Origin of the sequence: Sandaracinus amylolyticus (genome assembly GCF_000737325.1) — a bacterium.
Lineage (GTDB): Bacteria > Myxococcota_A > Polyangia > Polyangiales > Sandaracinaceae > Sandaracinus > Sandaracinus amylolyticus.
In genome coordinates this window covers 6542841-6561711 of sequence record NZ_CP011125.1, presented here as the reverse complement: position 1 = coordinate 6561711, position 18871 = coordinate 6542841, and the positions used below count along the sequence as shown (strand labels likewise).

Annotated in this window: 17 protein-coding genes; 9 read left to right on the top strand and 8 right to left on the bottom strand. The window is 72.0% G+C overall.

Annotated elements, in window-relative coordinates; translation table 11 throughout:
• Positions 1 to 15: 15 nt before the first annotated feature.
• Genes DB32_RS27610 through DB32_RS27600 form a run of 3 tightly spaced genes read left to right on the top strand, consistent with a single transcriptional unit; the run spans position 16 to position 4349 of the window.
• The gene (locus DB32_RS27610; RefSeq protein ID WP_053235631.1) at positions 16 to 1302 is read left to right on the top strand and encodes a hypothetical protein; all 1287 of its coding nucleotides are present in this window, start codon (positions 16 to 18) and stop codon (positions 1300 to 1302) included.
• Positions 1303 to 1353: 51 nt separating this feature from the next.
• Positions 1354 to 2775 carry an MBOAT family O-acyltransferase gene (locus DB32_RS27605; RefSeq protein WP_053235630.1) on the top strand — a complete coding sequence of 474 codons (1422 nt, stop codon included), beginning with the start codon at positions 1354 to 1356 and terminating at the stop codon, positions 2773 to 2775.
• Positions 2775 to 4349: a GDSL-type esterase/lipase family protein gene (locus tag DB32_RS27600; protein WP_053235629.1), complete on the top strand. Its 1575-nt coding sequence runs from the start codon at positions 2775 to 2777 to the stop codon at positions 4347 to 4349. The genes DB32_RS27605 and DB32_RS27600 overlap by 1 nt, the downstream gene beginning before the upstream one ends.
• 97 nt (positions 4350 to 4446) lie before the next feature.
• On the opposite strand, the gene DB32_RS27595 is transcribed toward DB32_RS27600, so the two are convergent.
• From DB32_RS27595 to DB32_RS27585, 3 genes are all read right to left on the bottom strand, one after another.
• The gene (locus DB32_RS27595; protein WP_053235628.1) at positions 4447 to 5874 is read right to left on the bottom strand and encodes a sensor histidine kinase; all 1428 of its coding nucleotides are present in this window, start codon (positions 5872 to 5874) and stop codon (positions 4447 to 4449) included.
• The gene (locus tag DB32_RS27590; protein ID WP_053235627.1) at positions 5871 to 7070 is read right to left on the bottom strand and encodes an FIST signal transduction protein; all 1200 of its coding nucleotides are present in this window, start codon (positions 7068 to 7070) and stop codon (positions 5871 to 5873) included. The genes DB32_RS27595 and DB32_RS27590 overlap by 4 nt, the downstream gene beginning before the upstream one ends.
• Before the next feature lie 115 nt (positions 7071 to 7185).
• Positions 7186 to 8247, bottom strand: coding sequence for a mechanosensitive ion channel family protein (locus DB32_RS27585; protein WP_075097645.1), 1062 nt, complete (start codon positions 8245 to 8247; stop codon positions 7186 to 7188).
• A 67-nt stretch (positions 8248 to 8314) separates the two neighbouring features.
• Between DB32_RS27585 and DB32_RS47180 the strand changes: the two genes are divergently transcribed.
• Complete coding sequence (locus DB32_RS47180; RefSeq protein WP_053235626.1) at positions 8315 to 8926, top strand: hypothetical protein; 612 nt, start codon at positions 8315 to 8317, stop codon at positions 8924 to 8926.
• Between the two features lie 19 nt (positions 8927 to 8945).
• On the top strand, positions 8946 to 10133 hold the full coding sequence (locus DB32_RS27575; protein WP_169791575.1) for a class I SAM-dependent rRNA methyltransferase: 1188 nt from the start codon (positions 8946 to 8948) through the stop codon (positions 10131 to 10133).
• Positions 10134 to 10731: 598 nt separating this feature from the next.
• Here the strand turns inward: DB32_RS27575 and DB32_RS27570 are convergent.
• Positions 10732 to 11301, bottom strand: a complete 570-nt coding sequence (locus tag DB32_RS27570) for a DUF4202 domain-containing protein (RefSeq protein WP_053235624.1) — start codon at positions 11299 to 11301, stop codon at positions 10732 to 10734.
• A 34-nt stretch (positions 11302 to 11335) separates the two neighbouring features.
• On the opposite strand from DB32_RS27570, the gene DB32_RS27565 reads away from it, so the two are divergent.
• The 3 genes from DB32_RS27565 (at position 11336) to DB32_RS27555 (ending at position 14071) form a co-directional block, all read left to right on the top strand.
• Positions 11336 to 11743, top strand: a complete 408-nt coding sequence (locus tag DB32_RS27565; protein ID WP_083457836.1) for a TerB family tellurite resistance protein — start codon at positions 11336 to 11338, stop codon at positions 11741 to 11743.
• Positions 11743 to 13071: an ABC1 kinase family protein gene (locus tag DB32_RS27560; protein WP_053235622.1), complete on the top strand. Its 1329-nt coding sequence runs from the start codon at positions 11743 to 11745 to the stop codon at positions 13069 to 13071. The genes DB32_RS27565 and DB32_RS27560 overlap by 1 nt, the downstream gene beginning before the upstream one ends.
• A gap of 400 nt (positions 13072 to 13471) precedes the next feature.
• Positions 13472 to 14071, top strand: coding sequence for an RNA recognition motif domain-containing protein (locus DB32_RS27555; RefSeq protein WP_053235621.1), 600 nt, complete (start codon positions 13472 to 13474; stop codon positions 14069 to 14071).
• A 173-nt stretch (positions 14072 to 14244) separates the two neighbouring features.
• Here the strand turns inward: DB32_RS27555 and DB32_RS27550 are convergent, their stop codons facing one another.
• The gene (locus DB32_RS27550) at positions 14245 to 15687 is read right to left on the bottom strand and encodes a sigma 54-interacting transcriptional regulator (RefSeq protein WP_053235620.1); all 1443 of its coding nucleotides are present in this window, start codon (positions 15685 to 15687) and stop codon (positions 14245 to 14247) included.
• A 135-nt stretch (positions 15688 to 15822) separates the two neighbouring features.
• Between DB32_RS27550 and DB32_RS27545 the strand changes: the two genes are divergently transcribed.
• Positions 15823 to 16344, top strand: a complete 522-nt coding sequence (locus DB32_RS27545; RefSeq protein ID WP_053235619.1) for a hypothetical protein — start codon at positions 15823 to 15825, stop codon at positions 16342 to 16344.
• A 24-nt stretch (positions 16345 to 16368) separates the two neighbouring features.
• Here DB32_RS27545 and DB32_RS27540 read toward each other — a convergent pair whose 3' ends face one another.
• From DB32_RS27540 to DB32_RS27530, 3 genes are all read right to left on the bottom strand, one after another.
• Complete coding sequence (locus DB32_RS27540; protein WP_157069457.1) at positions 16369 to 16737, bottom strand: DMT family protein; 369 nt, start codon at positions 16735 to 16737, stop codon at positions 16369 to 16371.
• A gap of 7 nt (positions 16738 to 16744) precedes the next feature.
• Complete coding sequence (locus DB32_RS27535) at positions 16745 to 17848, bottom strand: peptidylprolyl isomerase (RefSeq protein WP_053235618.1); 1104 nt, start codon at positions 17846 to 17848, stop codon at positions 16745 to 16747.
• A 63-nt stretch (positions 17849 to 17911) separates the two neighbouring features.
• A complete protein-coding gene (locus DB32_RS27530) occupies positions 17912 to 18841 on the bottom strand; it encodes a hypothetical protein (RefSeq protein ID WP_053235617.1) in 930 nt (309 codons plus the stop codon).
• Positions 18842 to 18871 lie beyond the last annotated feature (30 nt).

Sequence of the window (18871 nt, the reverse complement as noted above, 5' to 3'; positions counted from 1 at the left end):
CGTCGCCAACCGCGTATGACCCAGGCACGCTGCATCCTCGCCGCCCGCTTCGTGAGCGCGCTCTTCGCATCGATGATCGCGCTCACCGCGATCCCAGCGCTCGCGCAGTCGAGGCCACGCGCGGTCGTGCTGCGCTTCGAGGGCTGGCGCGCCGAGCAAGCGCGCCGCGCCGCGATGCAAGGGCTCGAGCAGGGCTACGAGCTCGTGCCCGAGCAGGCGCTCGTCGACACCGCGTCGCGTCTCGGCGTCGACGTGAGCACGCCCGAGGGCATGGCGACGGTCGTCGAGGACCTGCGCGTGGAGCTCGTCGTCGGTGGCTTCGTCGAGGGCACCGGGCGCCGCGCGACGACGACCGTGTGGATCATGGACATCCGCGGCAACGAGCTCACGCGGCGCACCACGAGCGCGCCGAGCGGGCGCGGCGGCACGCAGGACATCGCCGTGGCCGCGAGCGAGGCGGCGGCCGAGGGCATCGCGGTGCTCCACCGCCCTCCGCCCGAGCCGATCGAGGTCCCGCGCGACGAGCCGGAGACCGCCCACGAGGTCGCGCCCGATCACCACATGATGCGCGAGGACGTGGACGTCTCGGGCCGCTGGAACCAGCCGATCGTGCGTGCGCTCGCCGGCCTCCGGATCCGCAACCGCACCGCCGCGATCTCGCCCAACGCGGAGCAGCACCGCTTCGACGCCGACTTCTTCCCGGACATCCAGCTCGCCGTGGAGCTGCGCCCGCTCGCGCTCTCCCCGGGCGCGGAGCGCGGCCTCTACTTCGCGGTGTCGGGCGGGTTCTCCGCGGGGCTCAGCTACGTGCGCCGCGACGGCCAGACGCGCGACATGATGACCTACGACTTCGAGGTCGACGCGGGCTACGGCCTCGTGCTCGCCGAGATGGTCGAGCTCGTCTTCTCCGCGGGCTTCGGCATCGACGGCTTCGATCTCAGCGACTGGCTCCCGACGCCGGGCGCGCCCGACTTCGCGTCGACGCTCTACACGTACATCCGTCCCGCGGTGCAGGGACGCATCCGCCTCGTGCCGAACCACCTGCTCGTCGCGGAGCTCGGCTTCGGCGGTCGCATCGTCGTCGACTCGGGCCCGATCCAGTACCTCGGCCCCGACGGAACCTCGAACGGCGGGATCGATCTCTTCCTCGGCCTCGCGGGCCAGCTCGACATCGGCTTCAGCTGGGCCGCGCGCTTCGCGTACCAGAGCTATTTCCTCGGCTTCAGCGGCATGCCCGCCGTCGCGGAGTCCGGCACCGACGAGTCGATCCAGATCTGGCTCATGGTCGGCTGGAGCTTCTGACCGGAACGACGTACGTCTCGCGGCCCCGGGCTCGTCCGGGGTCCTGACGGGATGCTGTTCAACAGCCTCGACTACCTGCTCTTCCTCGCGCTCGCGCTCGCCGGCTGGTGGGTCCTCGCGCGCGCCGGATGGGTGCGCCTCCTCTTCCTGATCGTCGCGTCGTGCGTGTTCTACGCGGCGTGGCAGCCCTGGTATCTCGGGCTGATCCTCGGCTCGACGCTGATCGACTGGCTCGTCGCCAAGCAGATCCACGCGCACGAGGACGACACGACGCGCAAGCGCTGGCTCTCGGTCAGCGTCGTGCTGAACCTCGGCCTGCTCGGCACGTTCAAGTACTTCGACTTCGGCTCGCGCGCGATCTCCGACGCGCTCGCCCCGATCGGGCTCTACCCGGACCCGGTCCTGCTGAACGCGATCCTGCCGGTCGGCATCTCGTTCTACACGTTCGAGTCCCTCAGCTACTGCATCGACGTCTATCGCCGGAAGACCGCGCCCGCGAAGAGCCCGCTCGAGCTGCTCTTCTTCATCACGTTCTTCCCGAAGCTCGTCGCCGGTCCGATCGCGCGCCCCGCGGACCTCCTGCCGCAGCTCGATCGCGCGCCGCGCGTCGACGTCGCGCGCGTCTCGAACGGCCTCTTCCTGATCGCGACCGGCCTCGTGAAGAAGGTCGTGTTCGCCGACTACGTCTCGGTGAACCTCGTCGATCGCGTCTTCGACAACCCCGACGCGTTCACCGCGGCCGAGGTCGTGATCGGCCTCTACGGCTTCACGCTGCAGATCTACGCGGACTTCTCGGGCTACACCGACGTCGCGCGCGGCTCCGCGAAGCTCTTCGGCATCGAGCTGCCCGAGAACTTCGATCGCCCGTACCAGGCCAAGAGCCCCGCCGAGTTCTGGCGTCGATGGCACATGACGCTCTCGACCTGGCTGCGCGACTACCTCTACTTCCCGCTCGGCGGATCGAAGCTCGGCGAGCGCCGCACGTACCTCAACCTCTGGCTCACGATCTTCCTGATCGGCCTGTGGCACGGCGCCGCGTGGACGTTCGTGATCTACGGCGCGCTGCAAGCGACTGCCGTCGTGCTGCATCGCCTCACGACGCGCGTGACCGGCAAGCCCGCGGGCGGGCCCGATCCGCTCTGGCTCACTGCGCTGAAGATCGCGGGGACCATGCAGTTCGTCGTGTTCTCGCGGATCCTCTTCCGCGCCGAGAGCCTCGACAACGCGGGCGAGATCGTCTCGCGCCTCGGCTCGGGCACCAGCTCGCTCGCGCAGATCGCGCCCGGCGTGTGGCTCGTGATGCTCGTCGGTTTCGCGATGCACTACACGCCGCGCGCGTGGTACGCGACCATGCGCGAGCGCTTCGTGGCGCTCCCGGCGATCGCACAAGGTGCGCTGCTCGCAGTCCTGGCCGGGGCCCTGCTGGAGCTTTCATCCACCCAGGTCGTCCCGTACATCTACTTCCAGTTCTGATGGCCACGAGCACCACCAAGCGCGCGCCCTGGGACGAGAAGCCCTACGGGCTCGACGACCCGTGCGACGCGACGCCCGAGGAAGCGCGGCGTGGCGTGGTGCACCTCGCGATCGTCGCCGCGGTGTTCGTGGTGATCGCGCTCGCGACGTACCTCGTGCCGCTCGACGCGATGCACGCGCTGCGTCCCTGGGAGCCCGGCGAGGACGTCCCGATCGCGCGGCTCTACGGGCGCGAGGCCGGCGAGGTCAGCGGCACCGCGATCGCGACCGGCGGTGCGAGCGCGGGCGGACCGCAGCAGGGCGCGCTCGACGACTCGGTGCTCGCCAACCTCGAAGACGAAGAGGACGACGCGCCGCCCCCCGAGGTCGAGCCCACGGATCCCGCGCAGCGTGCGACCGGCGTGCGCATCGATCCCAGCGAGCTCGAGGGTCTCGCGCGCGAGATCGAGGATCCGAACGGCACCGCGATGCGCGCGTTCTACGACGCGCTCCATCGCACCGCGTCGCGCGAGCCCGGCGCGATCACGCGCGTCGCGCACTACGGCGACTCCTCGATCGCGCTCGACGGCATCACCCAGACGGTGCGCGAGCGCATGCAGCACCGCTTCGGGGACGCGGGCCACGGCTTCGTGCTCGCGGCGCGCGGATCGATGCCCTATCGCCATCGCGGCATCCGCCACGAGTCGAGCGACGCGTGGCGCCTCATGGACATCACGCACCTACCGCTCTCCGACGGGCACTACGGCTACGGCGGCTACCAGGCGCGCTCGATCAGCGGCGCGACCGCGGAGTTCGGCACCGTCGAAGAAGGCCCGGTCGGCACCGCGGCGTCGCGCTTCGAGGTCCTCTACGAGCGCCATCCGCGCGGCGGCCGCTTCGAGATCCGCGTCGACGGAGGCGAGCCCCAGCTCGTCGACACGCGCGGCGAGCCGGTCACCGACGACGTGCACCGCGTCGTGATGCCCGACGGCCAGCACGAGATCACGATCCGCACCGTCGGCCACGGCGAGAGCCACCTCTACGGCGTGGTGCTCGAGCGCGACGGGCCCGGCGTCGTCTACGACTCGCTCGGCATGGTCGGCGCGCGCGCGCGTCGCTTCCTCGGCTTCGATCGCGCGCACCTCGCGCGCCAGCTCGAGCAGCGCGCCACGAACCTCGTCGTCATCGGGTACGGCGGCAACGACGCCGACGACGATCGCGACGAGGCGCAGTTCGAGGAGGACTTCCGCCAGGTCGCGCGCCTCGTGCGCCAGGCGCGCCCCGAGGCGTCGTGCTTGCTCTTCGCGCCGCTCGATCAGGCGGAGCGTGACGAGCGCGGCCGCATCCGCACGCTCGAGACCGTGCCGATGATCGTGAGCGCGATGCGCCGCGCGGCGCAGGCCGAGGGCTGCGCGTTCTTCGACACCTGGAGCGCGATGGGCGGCGAGGGCGGCATGGAGCGCTGGTTCCGCTCGCGCCCGCGCCTCGCCTTCGGCGACTTCCGGCACGCGACCCCCGCGGGCTATCGCGTGATCGGCAACATGCTCTACAAGGCCCTCCTCAAGGGCTTCTCCGACTACCTCACGCGCCGCTGAGCTTCCCGGGGGAGGCTGCGCGCCTCCCCTCTCGACCCGTCGAGCTGCGCGCGCGTCCCCTTCTTCTCGCGCTGCGCGGATCCAGCCCCGCGGGCGATCAGCGCTGCGGCGCGGGCTCGCTCGGCAGCTCGATCACGAACACCGCGCCGCCGCTCGGCGCGTCGTGCAGCGACACGCTCCCGCCGTGCGCCTCCGCCGCGCGGCGCACGATCGAGAGCCCCAGGCCCGTGCCGCTCGCCCGCGTCGTGAAGAACGGCTCGAACACGCGCTGCGCGAGCGCCGCGGGCACGCCGGGCCCGTGATCCTCGACCTCGATGCGCACCGCGTGGTCCTCGCCGCCGCTCACGCGCACCACGATCGGCGCGCCGTCGGGCGAGGCGAGCACCGCGTTCACGATCAGGTTGATCAGCGCCTGGCGGATCATCCGTCCGTCGACCCACGCCGCGCTCGCGTCGCCGTCGGTGGTGAGGCTCACGTGCGCCTCGGGGAAGCGCACGCGCACGCTCTCGATCGCCGTCTCCGCGATCGTCGCGACCGACTCCTGCTTCGGCGCCGGCGTGTGCGGCCGCGCGAAGTCGATCAGGTCGCTCACGATCTGGTTCAGGCGCCCCGCCTCCTCGCGCACGATCGCGATCATCCCGCGCGCGTCGCCCTCCGCGGGCACCAGCCGCGCGAGCACCGAGACCGCGTTCGAGATCGCGCCGAGCGGGTTCCGCACCTCGTGCGCGACCACCGCCGCGAGCTCGCCCAGCGCCGCGAGCCGCTCGCGCTCCACCCGCTCGCGCTGCGCGTCCGCGAGCCGCTCGTAGCTGAGCTGCAGATCGCGCAAGAGCCGCGAGCTCGTCACCGCCGCCGCGATCTGCCGCGCGAAGAGCCCGAGGAACGCCACGTCCTTCGCGGTCGGCAGCTCCTCGTGGAAGCTCAGCGGACCCCCGCGCGTGCGGAACACGAGCACGCCCTCGAGGTCCGATCCCGGCGTCCCGCGGCGCGAGAGCGGGAGCACCATCGTCCACGCGCGCGCCGTCGCCTCGGGCGACGGATCGTCGCGCGCGAACGCCGCGTCCACGCACTCGAGCAGCGGCGCGAACGACGTGGTCCGGCGCAGCTCGTCGGCGGTGCCGAAGCGCGGCTCGCGCTCCTCGGGCAGCGCGCCGAGGACCGTCGCGCACGCCTCGCGCGCGCGCTCCTCGGGCGGCTCTCGCCCCGGCACCGCGCGCACCACCGCGGGCACCAGCGCGCCCCCCTCGCGCACCACGAACGCGAGCGCCTGATCGAACGGGAAGAGCGCGAAGAGCATGTCCGCCGCGCGCTCGAGGATGCGCTCCGGGCTCGCGAGCCCCGCGACGTCGATCGCGAACTGGTTGAGCGCGTCGAGCCGCGCGATCTGTCGCCCGAGCTCGCGCTGCGAGAGGAAGAGCTTCTGCTCGGTGCGCACCAGGTGGCGCACTTGATCGTCGAGCGCCGCGTTCAGCCGCAGCAGCTCGCGGACGCGCGAGTCGCCGTCGTCGTGCCCGTCGTCGTTCATCTCGCTCGCGGGTACAGCGCGCAGAGCACCGCCGTGTAGTTGTGGAACCAAGTGCGCCCCGCGACCGGCGCGATCTCGCCGTACGTGTGCGCGCCGACCCAGGGCACCGCGTCGTCGAACTCGCGCTGCACCGGCGTGATGAGGCGCTCCGTGGTCTCGTGCCCGAAGAGCAGCGCGCCGCGCCCCGCGCACTCGAGGTCGAGCACCAGCAGCGGCTTCGCCCCGCGCCTCGTCGTGATCTCGCGCGCTGCCGCGATCGCGCGCGCGCACACCTTCTCGGGGTTGCGGATCGCGAGCTGCACGCGCGTGCCCTCGCGCAGCCCGGCCTGGAAGTAGAGCGCGCCCCGCGACGCATCGAGGCGCACCGGCACGCGCACCGTGAAGTCGTCGATGCCGAGCTCGTCGGCGCCGACCTTCTCGGCGACCAGCAGATGCGCGACGTGCATCGCCTCGAGCGTGCCCTTGCCGTCCGACAGGTACTCCTGGAAGAACGACCACGCGGGCTGATCGTCGATGCGCTCCATCCAGCCGCCCTCGGCGCGCGTGACCACGCGCTGACTGCCGACGAGATCGCACCCGTGCGTGACCAGCACCTCGGGCTCGACCGCGCCGCCGATCAGCAGCGCCGAGAGCCCGCCGTGCAGCACGCGATCGCCCTCGTACTGCCACGTGCGCTCGAAGCGCAGCAGATCGCCCGCGGTGCCGCCGACGATGCGCAACGACGCGGGCAGCGTCGCCTCGAGCGTCTCGAGCAGCGCGCGGCAGTCGCCCCCGACTCCGTCGGGGAAGAGCGCGAGCAGCGCCGCGTCCTCGCGCCCGCGCGCCGCGACCATCGACGAGAGCGCGCGGGCCGCGCCCTCGGGATCGTCGACGAACCCCGGCACCGAGAACGTCTCGAACCACATCTCGTCGGACGCGATCGCCGCGACCGTCGTCGCGTGCGTGACCTCCTCCGAGCCGTGGCGCGTGACGATCCCCTCGACCGAGCACCCGACGAGCGGCGCGCCACCCGTCGCCTCGCGCACGCCGCGCACGAGCGCCTCCTGATCGAGCCCCGCGGTCGCGAACACGATCACGATCGAAGGAGCACGGACCTCGAGCGCGCCGACCGCCTCGCGCGCCGCCTCGCGACCGGCGGTCGCGCCGTCGCGGTTGATGCTCCGGCCGACGCCCGCCCAGCTCCTCGTCGTCGTCATCCCCCGGACGTAGCCTACGCCCGAGCGACGCACTCTGTCTGCCAGGCGGACGACGCGCTCTGTCTGCGCAGCGGACGTCGTGCCGTCGCCAGCGAGCCGATTCGGCTCCCTCCCTTCAGCCCTCGATCGGCGCCTCGCGCTGCACGACGACGGTGCGCGTCGGGAACGCGAACGAGATCCCCTCGTCCTCGAAGCGCCGGTGCAGCGAGAGCAGCAGCTGCTGCTGGCGATCCGCGAACGCGTTGAAGTCGGGCGTCGTCACGTAGAACACCGTCTCGAAGTCGAGCGACGACTCGCCGAGCTTCACGAAGTGCGAGCGGTCGAAGCGCAGCCCCTCGATCGCCTCGATCGTCTGCCGCACGATCCCGGGGATCGCCGCGAGCTTCGCGTTGGGCGTGTCGTACTGCACGCCGAACGTCACGACCGCGCGCCGCTCGCTCATGCGCTTGAAGTTCCGGATGCGCGCACGCGAGAGATCGCTGTTCGCGAGCACGATCATCTCTCCGCTCAGCGAGCGCAGCTGCGTCGAGCGCCACCCGATCTTCTCGACCGTTCCCATGTACGTGTCGACGATGACGAAGTCGCCGAGGTCGAACGGGCGATCCACGTAGATCGAGAACGCCGCGAACAGGTCGCCGAGCACGTTCTGCACGGCGAGCGCCGCCGCGATGCCGCCGATCCCGAGGCCCGCGACGAGCGTGCTCACCTCGACGCCGAAGTTCGAGAGCACGAGCAGCACGAGCACCGCCCACACCACGAGGTTCGTCGCGAACCCGAGCGCCGCGCCCATCGTGCGCTGCCCCGGCTGCACGTCGACCCCGACGCGCGTTTCGAGCAGCAAGCGCACCGCGTTCGTGATCCAGCTCCCGACCTGGATCGCGAGCACGATGATCATCACGCGCCCGAGCCAGAGATCCCCGTCGCGCGGCAGGTCGAGCGAGCGCACCCCGGCCGCGACGCCCGCGACGAGGATCGTCATCGTGCTCGTCTGCTCGATGACCTTCACCACCACGTCGTCGAGGCGGGTCGCGGTGCGGTCGCTCAGCTTCGCGAGCCGCGACACCGCGAGCCGCTTCGCGATCACGAGCGCCGCGATCACCGCGGCCGCGACGAGCAGCGCGATCCCCCAGCGCAGCAGTGGGTTCCCGAAGAACCGGATGTCGAGGAGCTCCTCCATGATGGCCCTGACGTAGCGACGCCGCGGGGCGATCGCCACCGCCGCGTGCGCGTGAGAGCCTCTGCGCATGTCCCTCGTGCGCCTCGCCGCCCTCGCGCTCGTCGTCGCGATGCTCGTCGTCTCGAGCGCACGCGCCCAGCCTCCGCGCATGCGCCCGAGCGCCGCCGAGTGGTCGCGCGCCGAGGCCACGCTCCGCGCGCACGCCGAGCGCGAGTCGCGCGCGATCCTCGAGCTCACGCGGCAGCGCGCGATGGGCACGACGTTCTGGGTGCGCTGGCAGGCGGGCGGCGGTGGGCTCGTCGTGGTGCGCGGCGACGAGGTGCTGAGCGCGCGCGGCGACGCGACCGTCGCGCGCGTGCTGCAGCTCGATCGCTTCGTCGAGACGCGCTCGTGGGGCGCGCTCGAGCTGCTCCAGCTCGTGCGCCAGCTCGGCGAGCCCATCCCGCTCGAGCGCGACGTGATCGGCGCGACGTACGCGCGCGCCTTCCTGCGCCCCCGCCTCGAGCACGGTCCGGACGGCGCGCGCCTCGTGCTCCACGCGTTCCGCGAGGGGCCTCCCGAGGCCGAGCCCGAGCGCCGCTTCCACGTCACGCGCGCCGTGCTCACCGTCGATCCCGCCTACGCGCTCGCCTGGTCGCACGCCGACGTCGTGCTCGACGCGCGCGGCCGCGAACGCTGAATCGCGCTACATCCGCGCCGTGCCTCGCCCGCCTCGCGACGACCGCCGTTCTTCGTTGCCCACGCTGCGCCTGCGGCGCGCGCTGCGCGCCGCGCTCGAGGCGGGACACCCGTGGATCTGGCGCGACGCGCTCGACGCGTTCGACCTCGAGCCCGGCACCGTGGTGCGCGTCATCGACGATCGCGGGCCCGTCGCGACCGGCCTCGCGGAGCAGGGCGCGATCGGCGTGCGCGTGCTCTCGACGCGCCCGATCACGATCGACGCGACGTTCTTCGCGGAGCGCATCGCGCGCGCCGCGTCGCTCCGCGATCGCGTCGTGCCGCCCGACACCGACGCGTACCGCCTCGTGCACGGCGAGGGCGACGGTGTGCCCGGCGTGGTCGTCGACGTCTACACACACTGGGCGGTGATCGCGCTCGACGGCGCCGCGTCGGATCGCTGGCACGACGCGCTGGTCGCGGGCGTGCGCGCCGCGCGCCCCGCGCTCCGCGGCATCCTCGTGCGCACCGGCCGCCGCGAGTCGAAGAAGATCGAGCTCGCCGACGGCGAGGCGCCGCCGCCGCACGTCGACGTGCGCGAGCACGGCATGGTGCTGCGCGGCGATCTCGCGCACGGCCAGAAGACCGGGCTCTTCCTCGATCACCGCGAGTCGCGCTTCCGCGTGCGCCAGCTCGCGCGCGGGCTGCGCGTGCTGAACCTCTACGGCTACACCGGCGGCTTCTCGATCGGCGCGGGCCTCGGCGGCGCGATCGAGGTCGACACCGTCGACGTCGCCCCCGCCGCGCTCGAGCTCGCGCAGCAGTCGTGGTCGCTCAACGGGCTCACGGCGCCGCACCGCACCCACGCGCGCGACGTCCCGGAGTTCCTCGAGGAAGCGCGGGCGCGTGGCCAGCGCTGGGATCTGATCGTCGCGGACCCGCCGAGCTTCGCGCCGAACGAGGCGTCGCTCCCCGCGGCGATGAAGAGCTACCGCGCGCTCCACCGCGCGTGCCTGCGCGCGCTCGAGCCCAACGGCCTCTATCTCGCCGCGTCGTGCTCGAGCCACGTCGATCGCATCGCGTTCGATCGCACGCTGCGCGAGGCCGCGGAGAAGATCGGCCCGGTGCAGGTGCTCGAGCGCTGGGGCGCGCCGGCCGACCACCCGCGCCTCGCGGCGTTCCCCGAGGGCGACTACCTGAAAGTGGTTCTCGCTCGCCGCCTGGACTGACACATCGGCTCGCCGTCGCGAGGGCCCTCCCGTCCGCGTGCGGAGCACGCTCCCGTGCGGGCCCTCGCGCCAGCGAGCACTCCAGCCTGGACTGACACATCGGCTCGCCGTCGCGAGGGCCCTCCCGTCCGCGTGCGGAGCACGCTCCCGTGCGGGCCCTCGCGCCAGCGAGCACTCCAGCCTGGACTGAGCGCGCGGATCGCGAGGTCGGCCGCGCGCTCGCGGTGGGAGCGACCGACGTCGTCTTCCCGGGCCCGAGGATTGCGCTGTCGGCGGCCGTGGGGGTCATCCGGCGCGCGGAGATGCCGGCGAAAGACGCCGGTGGTGCCATGTCGCGCGCGGCGGTCGCGTCGCGAGCGGTCGCGCCGGCATGTCGCGCGCGGCGATCGCGTCGCGACGCGTCGCGGAGCAACCCTGCGCGCGGCGATTGCGTCGCGACGCGTCGCGGAGCAACCCTGCGCGCGGCGATTGCGTCGCGACGCGTCGCGGAGCAACCCTGCGCGCGGCGATTGCGTCGCGACGCGTCGCGGAGCAACCCTGCGCGCGGCGCGGACGCTGCGACCGGCCGCGGACCCACCCCGCACGCGCCGGCGTCCGCTCAGCCGCCCAGCGCCCGCCCGATCAGCGACTGCGCGCGCTCCGAGAGCGACGGTGCCGCCGCGAGCGCCGCTGCGTGCCCGGTGTCGCTCATCTTCGCCCACGTCTTGCGCAGGATGTCGATCACCTTCGCGTCGTCGTGCTGCGCCGCGAACGCGTCGAAGCCGTGCGCGAGGAACACCAGGCACGCGCAGTCCTCGAGCGCCTGCGTGTCGGCGTCGCTCGCGAGCTTCTGCTTCTGCACGATCGACGCGACACGCGCGACCGTGCCCTCGTCCCAGCCCTCGGCGCGCATGATCTCGCTCGCCCGCTGCGCGTGCATCGCCCCGAGCTCGCGCCGCCACTTCAGGTAGCCGACGCGCCCCTCGGGGTACGTCGCGCGCGGCACCTTCCAGCGCTCGACGTGCTGCGCGCGCACCGCGATGCGCAGCGCGTCGCTCGCGTCGGGCCGCAGCGCCGCGAGCGCCGCGCTCATCCGGCGTCCGTAGGTGACCGCCTCGCCGGTGGGATCGGCCGCGTTCACCGCGTCGATCGCCGCCAGCGTCCGCTCGAGCCGCTCGTCGTTCGTCACCCGGACCTCCGAGTCTCTGTTACTACTCCGCGCGATGTTGGACGACCGCCTGACCGCCGACGAGCGCCGCGCGCTGCTCTTCCTGATGACGTCGGTCGCGCTCGCCGACGGGAAGCTCTCGGACTCCGAGGTCCGCTTCGTCCAGCGCCTCGCGCTGCCGGTGGGCATCGAGGTCGGCGAGCTGCTCGCGATGGTCGACGAGGCGCACGAGGGCGAGCTCTGCGCGCGCCTCGCGCGCCCGGTCGCGGCGCGCATCGCGGTGCTCGAGCTGCTGCGCCTCGCGCACGTCGACGACGTGTACACGCACGTCGAGGAGGCCGCGATCCACGAGCTCGCGACGCGCCTCGGCGTGGACCTCGCGCGCGTCGAGAAGCTCGAGTCGTGGGTGCGCCGCGAGTGGCAGCTGCTGTCCGAGGGCCGCCGCCTCGTGGACGAGGGCTGATGGATCGGCTCCGCCTGTTCACGCGCTTCCTGCGCATCGCGTGGGTGTTCGTCGCCGCGCCGTTCCGCTACCTCGGGCGCCTGCTGGTGGCGGAGGCGCCGCCCGACGCCGCGACGCGCGAGCGCTGGCAGGGCGAGATCTTCGCGAGCGCGCTCGAGTCGCTCGGCGCGACGTACGTGAAGTTCGGGCAGATCCTCGGCTCGCGGCCCGACCTGCTGCCGCCGGGATGGCTCGCGGCGCTCGCGCGCCTGCAGGACGACGTGGCGCCGGCGCCGTGGTCCGCGATGCGCGCGATGCTGGAGTCCGAGCTCGGCCCCGAGCGCCTCGCGCGGTTCGTGGAGATCGACGAGACGCCGCTCGCGGCGGCCTCGGTCGCGCAGGTGCACGTCGGCGTGCTCGACACGGGCGAGAAGGTCGCGATCAAGATCCAGCGCCCCGAGGCGCGCGCGCAGATCGAGCGCGACCTCTTCCTGATGCGCGCGATCGCGAGCGCGCTCGATCGCATCCCGCAGCTGCGCCTGCTGTCGATCCCGGGCTCGGTCGATCGCTTCGGCGAGGCGCTCTCGAACCAGCTCGACTTCACGCTCGAGGCCGCGAACAACCGGCGACTCGCGAAGAACTTCAAGCGCGAGAAGAAGGTGCGCCTGCCGGTGATCCACGACGCGCTCTCGACGCCGCGCGTGCTGACGATGCAGTTCGTGGACGGCGTGAAGGCGACGCAGCCCGAGCGCGTGGGCGGCGATCGCGTGGAGCTCGCGGAGCGCGGCGGGCGCGCGATCCTGCAGATGGTGTTCGCGGACGGCTTCGTGCACGCCGACCTGCACCCCGGGAACATCCTGCTCGCCGACGACGGGACGATGACGTTCCTCGACCTCGGCATGGTCGCGGAGATCCCGCCCGACCTGATGCGCCCGTGGTGCGAGACCTTCCTCGCGCTCGCGCAGAAGGACGGCGCAGCGGCGGCGCGGCTCTTCTACGTGCACGCGCCGAGCGTCGGGAAGAGCGACTACGACGACTACGAGCGCGACGTGCTCGAGTACCTCTCGAAGCTCTGGGACGTGCGGCTCGGCGACATCGAGGTCGGCGCGGTGGTGAGCGGCATGATGAACGTGCTGCGCCGGCATCAGGTGCAGATCGAGCCGGTGTTCACGGTGGTGAACGTCTCGCTGCTGGTCGCCGAGGGGCTGGGGAAGCAGCTCGATCCGACGATCGATCTGGTGAACCTCGCGGTGCCGTACCTGCTGCAGGCGCAGCTCGCGGCGCCGCCGGGGAGGGCGCCGCGGCGCGAGGTGCAGCGTCGCGCGGAGGGGCGCGCGGCGGCGAATTGAGGTGGAGCGAAGGATTCGTGGAGCGGGGGGGCTTTGAGCCGGCGGATCACGGTGCTATCCTCGGCCGCGTCGAGTTTCGTTCGTGCCCGTCCGTGCTCCGAGATCCTGGCCCTCTTGGTTCGTTCCCGCGATCGTCGTGGGCGAGCCGCCGGTGTCTCGTTCCGTGCACGCGATGCGTTCCGCCCGCAGGTCCCATCCATGTCCGTCGAGCCCGTCCTGCATGAACGTGGCGAGCCCCGCTGCGCGGCCAGCAGACGTGTGGACCAGCAGAGGTATCGAGCGAGGTGACACGTAGCGAACGCGCTGCGTGCGAAGAGGCTGCGGGCGTCGAGCCCGCACGGGAGGGTCGCGAAGGCGACTCGCCCATGAGGAGAAGGCCGTAGGGAGAGAGAGTGGATCGATGTCGAAGAAGCTTTTCGTGGGTGGTCTGAGCTGGGGAACGACGGACGAGGGACTGCGGCAGGCGTTCGAGCGTTTCGGTGACGTGTCGGAAGCCAAGGTGATCACCGATCGCGAGACCGGTCGTTCGCGTGGCTTCGGGTTCGTCACGTTCGCCGACGGTGCGGCGGCCGATCGTGCGATCCAGGAGATGGATGGCGCGATGCTCGACTCGCGCACCATCAACGTGAACGAGGCGCGTGAGCGCACGCCGCGCGGTCCGGGCGGCGGCGGTGGCGGCTTCGGCGGCGGTGGCGGCGGCTACGGTGGCGGCGGCGGTGGCCGTGGCGGCTACGGTGGCGGCGGCGGCGGCCGCGACTTCGGCGGCGGTGGCGGCGGTTACGGCGGCGGTGGCGGCGGCTACGGCGGCGGTGGCGGCGGCTACGGCGGCGGCGGCGGTGGCTACGGCGGCGGTGGCGGCGGCTACGGCGGTGGTGGCGGCGCGCCGGGCGGCGGCGGCAGCGGTGGCCGTGGTGGCAGCGGCGGCGGCGGGCGTGGGGGCGGCGGTGGCCGTCCGGAGCGCAAGCGTCGTCGTGGCGAGGACGACGACGGCGAGTGGTGAGATCCGCGCGTCTTCGCGCGACTGATCTCCCCACGAAAAGCTGAGGACGAAGGCCGCACCGGCGTCACGCGATGACGCCGGCTGCGGCCTTCTGTCGTTCTCGCCGGGCGCCGCGCGCCCCCGGTCGACCGTCCGCGCTGCGCGCAGGTCGCGCTCGCGCGTGGGTCGTGGGCTCACTCGTCGACGTCGAGGTCGTCGTCCTGCGCGGTGATCCCGTACTTCTTCATCAGCTTGCGGAAGTACTTGCGGTCGATCTCCGCCTCGCGCGCGGCGTGCGAGATGTTGCCGTTGTTCTTCTTGAGGAGGCCCGCGATGTAGTCGCGCTCGAAGCTCGCGACCCAGCGCTCCTTCGCGTCCTTGAACGTGCCCTCGAGCTCCGACGCGCGGAAGTCGGGCAGCGGGATGGACACGTCGGTCTCGCTGTCGTTGTCGCGCGGGACGCCGCGCGGCCACGCGATGTGCTCGGGCACGTCCGCGAGCTCGACGGTGTCGCTCTCCGAGAACGACACCGCGCGCTCGATGACGTTGTGCAGCTCGCGCACGTTGCCGGGCCAGTCGTACTGCGAGAGCCGGTCGAGCACGCCCGGCGCGAACTGCGTCACGCGGCGATGCCCCTCGCGATCCTTGTTGAAGTGGCCGTGATCGAGGAAGTGCCGCGCGAGCAGCTTCACGTCGTCGCGACGCTCGCGCAGCGGTGGGAGCACGAGGCGCACGACGGTGAGGCGATAGAAGAGATCCTCGCGGAAGCGCCCGGCGCGCACTTCTTCCTCGAGGTTGCGGTTGGTCGCGGCGACGATGCGCACGTCGACCTTGATCGGCTTGGTGCCGCCGATGCGCTTCACCTCGCGCTGCTCGAGCACGCGCAGGAGCTTCGGCTGGAGATCGAGCTGCAGCTCGCCGAGCTCGTCGAGGAACACGGTCCCGCCGTTCGCCATCTCGAACACGCCCTGGCGGGTCTGGTGCGCGCCGGTGAACGAGCCCTTCTCGTGCCCGAAGAGCTCGCTCTCGATCAGGTTCTCCGGCACCGCGCCGCAGTCGAACACCATGAAGGGTCCGCCCTCGCGCTTGCTGGCGCCGTGGATCGTGCGCGCGACGACGTCCTTGCCGGTGCCGGTCTCGCCCTCGATGACGACGGTCGCGTCGGTCGGCGCGATCTTCTCGAGGATCGCGTAGATCTCGCGCATCTTCCGGTCGCGCCCGATGATCTCGCCGTAGCGATCGGTCTCGGTCGGGACGATGCGCACGCGCTCGTCGAAGGGCTGGAAGCGGATCTCGGTCTTGCCGAGCGTGATGACGACGTCGGGGCGCAGCCACGCTTCGCGGATGCGCACGCGGTTCACGAACGTGCCGTTCGTCGAGTCGAGATCCTGGATGAGGTACTGGTCGCCCTCGACGAAGATGCGGCAGTGATTGCGCGAGACCGTCTCGTCTTCGAGGACGAGATCGTTGTCCTCCATCGCGCCGATGTTGACGACGTCCTTGTCGAAGAGCCGCTCTTCGACTTGCCCTTCGCGCGCGACGACGAGCTTGCAGCGACGCAGTGTGATCGTCGCGGGACGACCGTCGATGTAGGTGATCTTGGTCGCGGAAGCGGGAATCGCGTCGGCGTCGGACATCCGCGCGCACACTTACCGCGGGCCGAATATGGGGTCAACGGTCCCCACGTGATCGCCCCCTGAACGGTGTACTGCGAGTCCTGTCTTGTTGCCGCCCCGAAAAGATCGTGACAGCCTCGGCAAAAGCGGGTCTGCATGGACGGCCAGGCGCTCTTCGACAAGGTCGTGGCCGCATCGGGCGTGAGCGCGGTGCTCGCCCCGGGACTCGTCAAGCGCGCGCTCCTGGACGGGAAGGTCCAGATCGAGGCCGCGACTGCCGCCGACTATCGCGCTGCGCTGCCGCGGATCTTGGCGCGGATGCGCGCGTACATGCCGGAAGAAGAAGCGCAGCGTCGCGCGCGGCGGATCGGCGCGATGCTCGCGCAGGTCGAGTCGGGGCGGACGCTCGTCGAGGGCGAGGACGAGACCGACTGGTCGCTGGTCGGTCGCGTGAACGACGCGCTGCGAGCGGGCCCGCCTGCCGAGGGCGTGCGTCGCAGCTCGACGCAGAGCGGTGAGCGCTCGCTCGACGAGCTCGACGACGACATCACCGTGCTCGGCCGCCGCTACACCGCGCACGAGCGCGAGCTGCTGCGCAAGGCGGGCGCGCCGGTGAAGGATCCGACGCAGCCCTTCACGATCCCGCCCCGCACCGGCTCGGGCGACGACGAGCGCTGAGCGCGCGCTGATCTCCCGGGGAGCTCAGTGCGCGGCGCCTTCGCCGCTGCCGCCGCGGAACACGAAGTACGCGGCGCCGCAGAGACAGAGCGTCGCCCAGACGAGATCCATCGAGAACGGGCGGCGCATGTAGAGCACGGCGAACACCATGAAGACGATCATGGTGATCACCTCCTGCATCACCTTGAGCTGACCCAGGTTGAACGTGCCGAACCCTGCGCGGTTCGCGGGCACCTGGAGGCAGTACTCGAAGAAGGCGATGCCCCAGCTCACCAGGATCGCGATCCAGAGCGGGCGATCACGCAGCGTCTTGAGGTGCCCGTACCACGCGAACGTCATGAAGACGTTCGACAGGACGAGCAGCCCGATCGTCCTCAGCCACACCGACGACATGGATCGATCACGGCGTGGGCTCGCCCTCGGGCGGCGCTTCCGCGGCGCTCTCGTCGGTCGCCGCGCTCTCGTCGGTGGCGCCCATCTCCTCCGCGCCCTCGTCGACCTCGGCGTGCTCGTCCTCGCCCGCGAGGCTCTCCGGCGGATCCATGCGGATCGGGCGCATGCGGTCGTACTCGACGGTCACACCCGCCTGGGTGCGGAGGCGCTCCACGAGCTCGTCGATCGCGGCCTGACGGCGCTCGCGCCACAGGCGGAGGCGGATCGACGGCGAGGCTTCCTCGAGGCTGCGATGCTCGGCGGGACGACGGCCGGTGAGCTTCACGACGCTCCACTGACCGCCGATCTCGACCGGCTGCGAGACGTCGCCGACCTCGGTGAGCCCGAACGCTGCGCGGACCAGCGCGGCGTCGACCGCCGGGTCGGTGCTGTTCGGCGCGCGGCCCTGGTCGTCGAAGTAGCGGAGATCGCCGCCGCGCGCGCGGCTCTCGGCGTCGAGGCTGCGCTCCTGCGCGATCGAGCGGAAGGTGCGCGCATCGGCCTCGCGCAGCTGCGGCAGCACGGCGTCCGCGTCGGCGCGCGTCGCGAGCAGGATGTGGCTCGCGCGGCGGAGCTCGGGGCGGCTGAACTCCTCGGGGTGCGCTTCGTAGAACGCGCGCACGTCGTCCGTGGAGATCGACTCGGGCGTGATGCGCTCGTCGAAGCGCTCGCGCACGAACTGCTGCACCGCGGCCTGCGACGTCGCCTGGCGCACCTCGGGATCGTCGCCGAAGCCCTGGCGCGCGGCCTCGCGCGCGAGGAGCTCGAAGCGCACCATGTTCTGCACGAGATCGCGCAGCTGCGCGGGGTCGCGATAACGCGCGCGCATGAAGGGCGACTGCCGCGCGACCTGATCCTCGATCTCGCCGACCGTGACGCGCACGTCGCCGACGCGCGCGACCACCTGCGCGCGACGCGCCTCGTCCTCGGGGGTGCGCGTCGCGGCCGGCGTCGGTGCCGGCGGGGTCGGCAGCGTGGGATCGACCTGCTGGGCCGTGCTTGCATAGGGAAGCGCGACGAGGGCGGCGCCCGCGAGCACGGCGGCGATCAGGAGCGTGGCGATCCGGCGCATCGGCGGGCCTTCATTCCATGCACGAAAACGAGGGTCAAGCGTGCTCGGAAGCCGTGGGCGGCCTCAGAAGCCGTAGCCCACGGAGCCGCCGAAGCTGAAGCCGTAGCCGTTGAACGCGGTGTCGACGCGGATCTGGATCTGGCGGATCGGCTTGAAGCGGAACGAGACGCGCGGGAGGTCGATCGTCGCGAAGATCGGCGGGACGCCGCCCTCGCCGAAGTAGAACGGGTTCGCGCCCGTGATGTGCTGGTAGGTGCCGCCGCGCTGGCGCGTGTTGTCGAGGCGACCGTTGGAGCCGGGCATCTCGATCGGGGTCTCGCAGCGATCGCCGGTCGCACCGTCGGGGCCGGGGCAGGGCATCCAGTTGCTGCCGCTGCCGGCCGCGTCGATCGCCTCGGTGCGGTAGAGGTCGCCGACCACGCCGCCGACGCCGAGGCCGAGGCCGATCTCGATCGCGAACCAGTCGGCGATCGGGATCGACCACGAGAAGCCGAACCAGCCGTAGACGACGCCGAGGTTGCTCTCGATGTACTCGGTCTCGCCGATCGGGTCGTTCTCGCCGCGGAGGAAGCCGTTCCAGCCCATCCCCTGGTAGAAGACCTCGACCTGGATGTTGAAGCCGTTGCGGCGGTAGTTGAAGTACGCGCCGACCGCGCCGTTCACCGGGACGTCGTAGCCGTTGGGGAACGCGACGCCGCCGACCTCGAACGGATAGCTCGGCAGGACGAGCGCGCGCGCGAGCGCGCCGACGAAGAAGTAGTCGCGGTTCTCTTCCTCGTGGGGATCGATGCCGTCGTCGCGGCGCTCGACCGTGGTCTGCTCCTCGAGCAGCGCCTGCTCGTCGGACAGCTGGGTGTCGGAGCCGGGCGCGGTCTCGTCGGTCGCCGTCGCGGTGGGGGCGTCCTCGGCCGGCGTGGCCTGCGCGGACGCGCGTGGAGCCGCGAGCGAGAGCACGAGCGCGGTGAGGAGCGAAAGCGAGGCGATGCGAGTCATGGACGCGCATCCTAAGCGGTGACGCGGATC

Coding starts and splice junctions, on each gene's coding strand:
- DB32_RS27610 (WP_053235631.1), top strand. CDS start 16: ATGACCCAGGCACGCTGCATCCTCGCCGCCCGCTTCGTGAGCGCGCTC.
- DB32_RS27605 (WP_053235630.1), top strand. CDS start 1,354: ATGCTGTTCAACAGCCTCGACTACCTGCTCTTCCTCGCGCTCGCGCTC.
- DB32_RS27600 (WP_053235629.1), top strand. CDS start 2,775: ATGGCCACGAGCACCACCAAGCGCGCGCCCTGGGACGAGAAGCCCTAC.
- DB32_RS27595 (WP_053235628.1), bottom strand. CDS start 5,874: ATGAACGACGACGGGCACGACGACGGCGACTCGCGCGTCCGCGAGCTG.
- DB32_RS27590 (WP_053235627.1), bottom strand. CDS start 7,070: ATGACGACGACGAGGAGCTGGGCGGGCGTCGGCCGGAGCATCAACCGC.
- DB32_RS27585 (WP_075097645.1), bottom strand. CDS start 8,247: ATGGAGGAGCTCCTCGACATCCGGTTCTTCGGGAACCCACTGCTGCGC.
- DB32_RS47180 (WP_053235626.1), top strand. CDS start 8,315: ATGTCCCTCGTGCGCCTCGCCGCCCTCGCGCTCGTCGTCGCGATGCTC.
- DB32_RS27565 (WP_083457836.1), top strand. CDS start 11,336: ATGTTGGACGACCGCCTGACCGCCGACGAGCGCCGCGCGCTGCTCTTC.
- DB32_RS27560 (WP_053235622.1), top strand. CDS start 11,743: ATGGATCGGCTCCGCCTGTTCACGCGCTTCCTGCGCATCGCGTGGGTG.
- DB32_RS27555 (WP_053235621.1), top strand. CDS start 13,472: ATGTCGAAGAAGCTTTTCGTGGGTGGTCTGAGCTGGGGAACGACGGAC.
- DB32_RS27550 (WP_053235620.1), bottom strand. CDS start 15,687: ATGTCCGACGCCGACGCGATTCCCGCTTCCGCGACCAAGATCACCTAC.
- DB32_RS27545 (WP_053235619.1), top strand. CDS start 15,823: ATGGACGGCCAGGCGCTCTTCGACAAGGTCGTGGCCGCATCGGGCGTG.
- DB32_RS27540 (WP_157069457.1), bottom strand. CDS start 16,737: ATGTCGTCGGTGTGGCTGAGGACGATCGGGCTGCTCGTCCTGTCGAAC.
- DB32_RS27535 (WP_053235618.1), bottom strand. CDS start 17,848: ATGCGCCGGATCGCCACGCTCCTGATCGCCGCCGTGCTCGCGGGCGCC.
- DB32_RS27530 (WP_053235617.1), bottom strand. CDS start 18,841: ATGACTCGCATCGCCTCGCTTTCGCTCCTCACCGCGCTCGTGCTCTCG.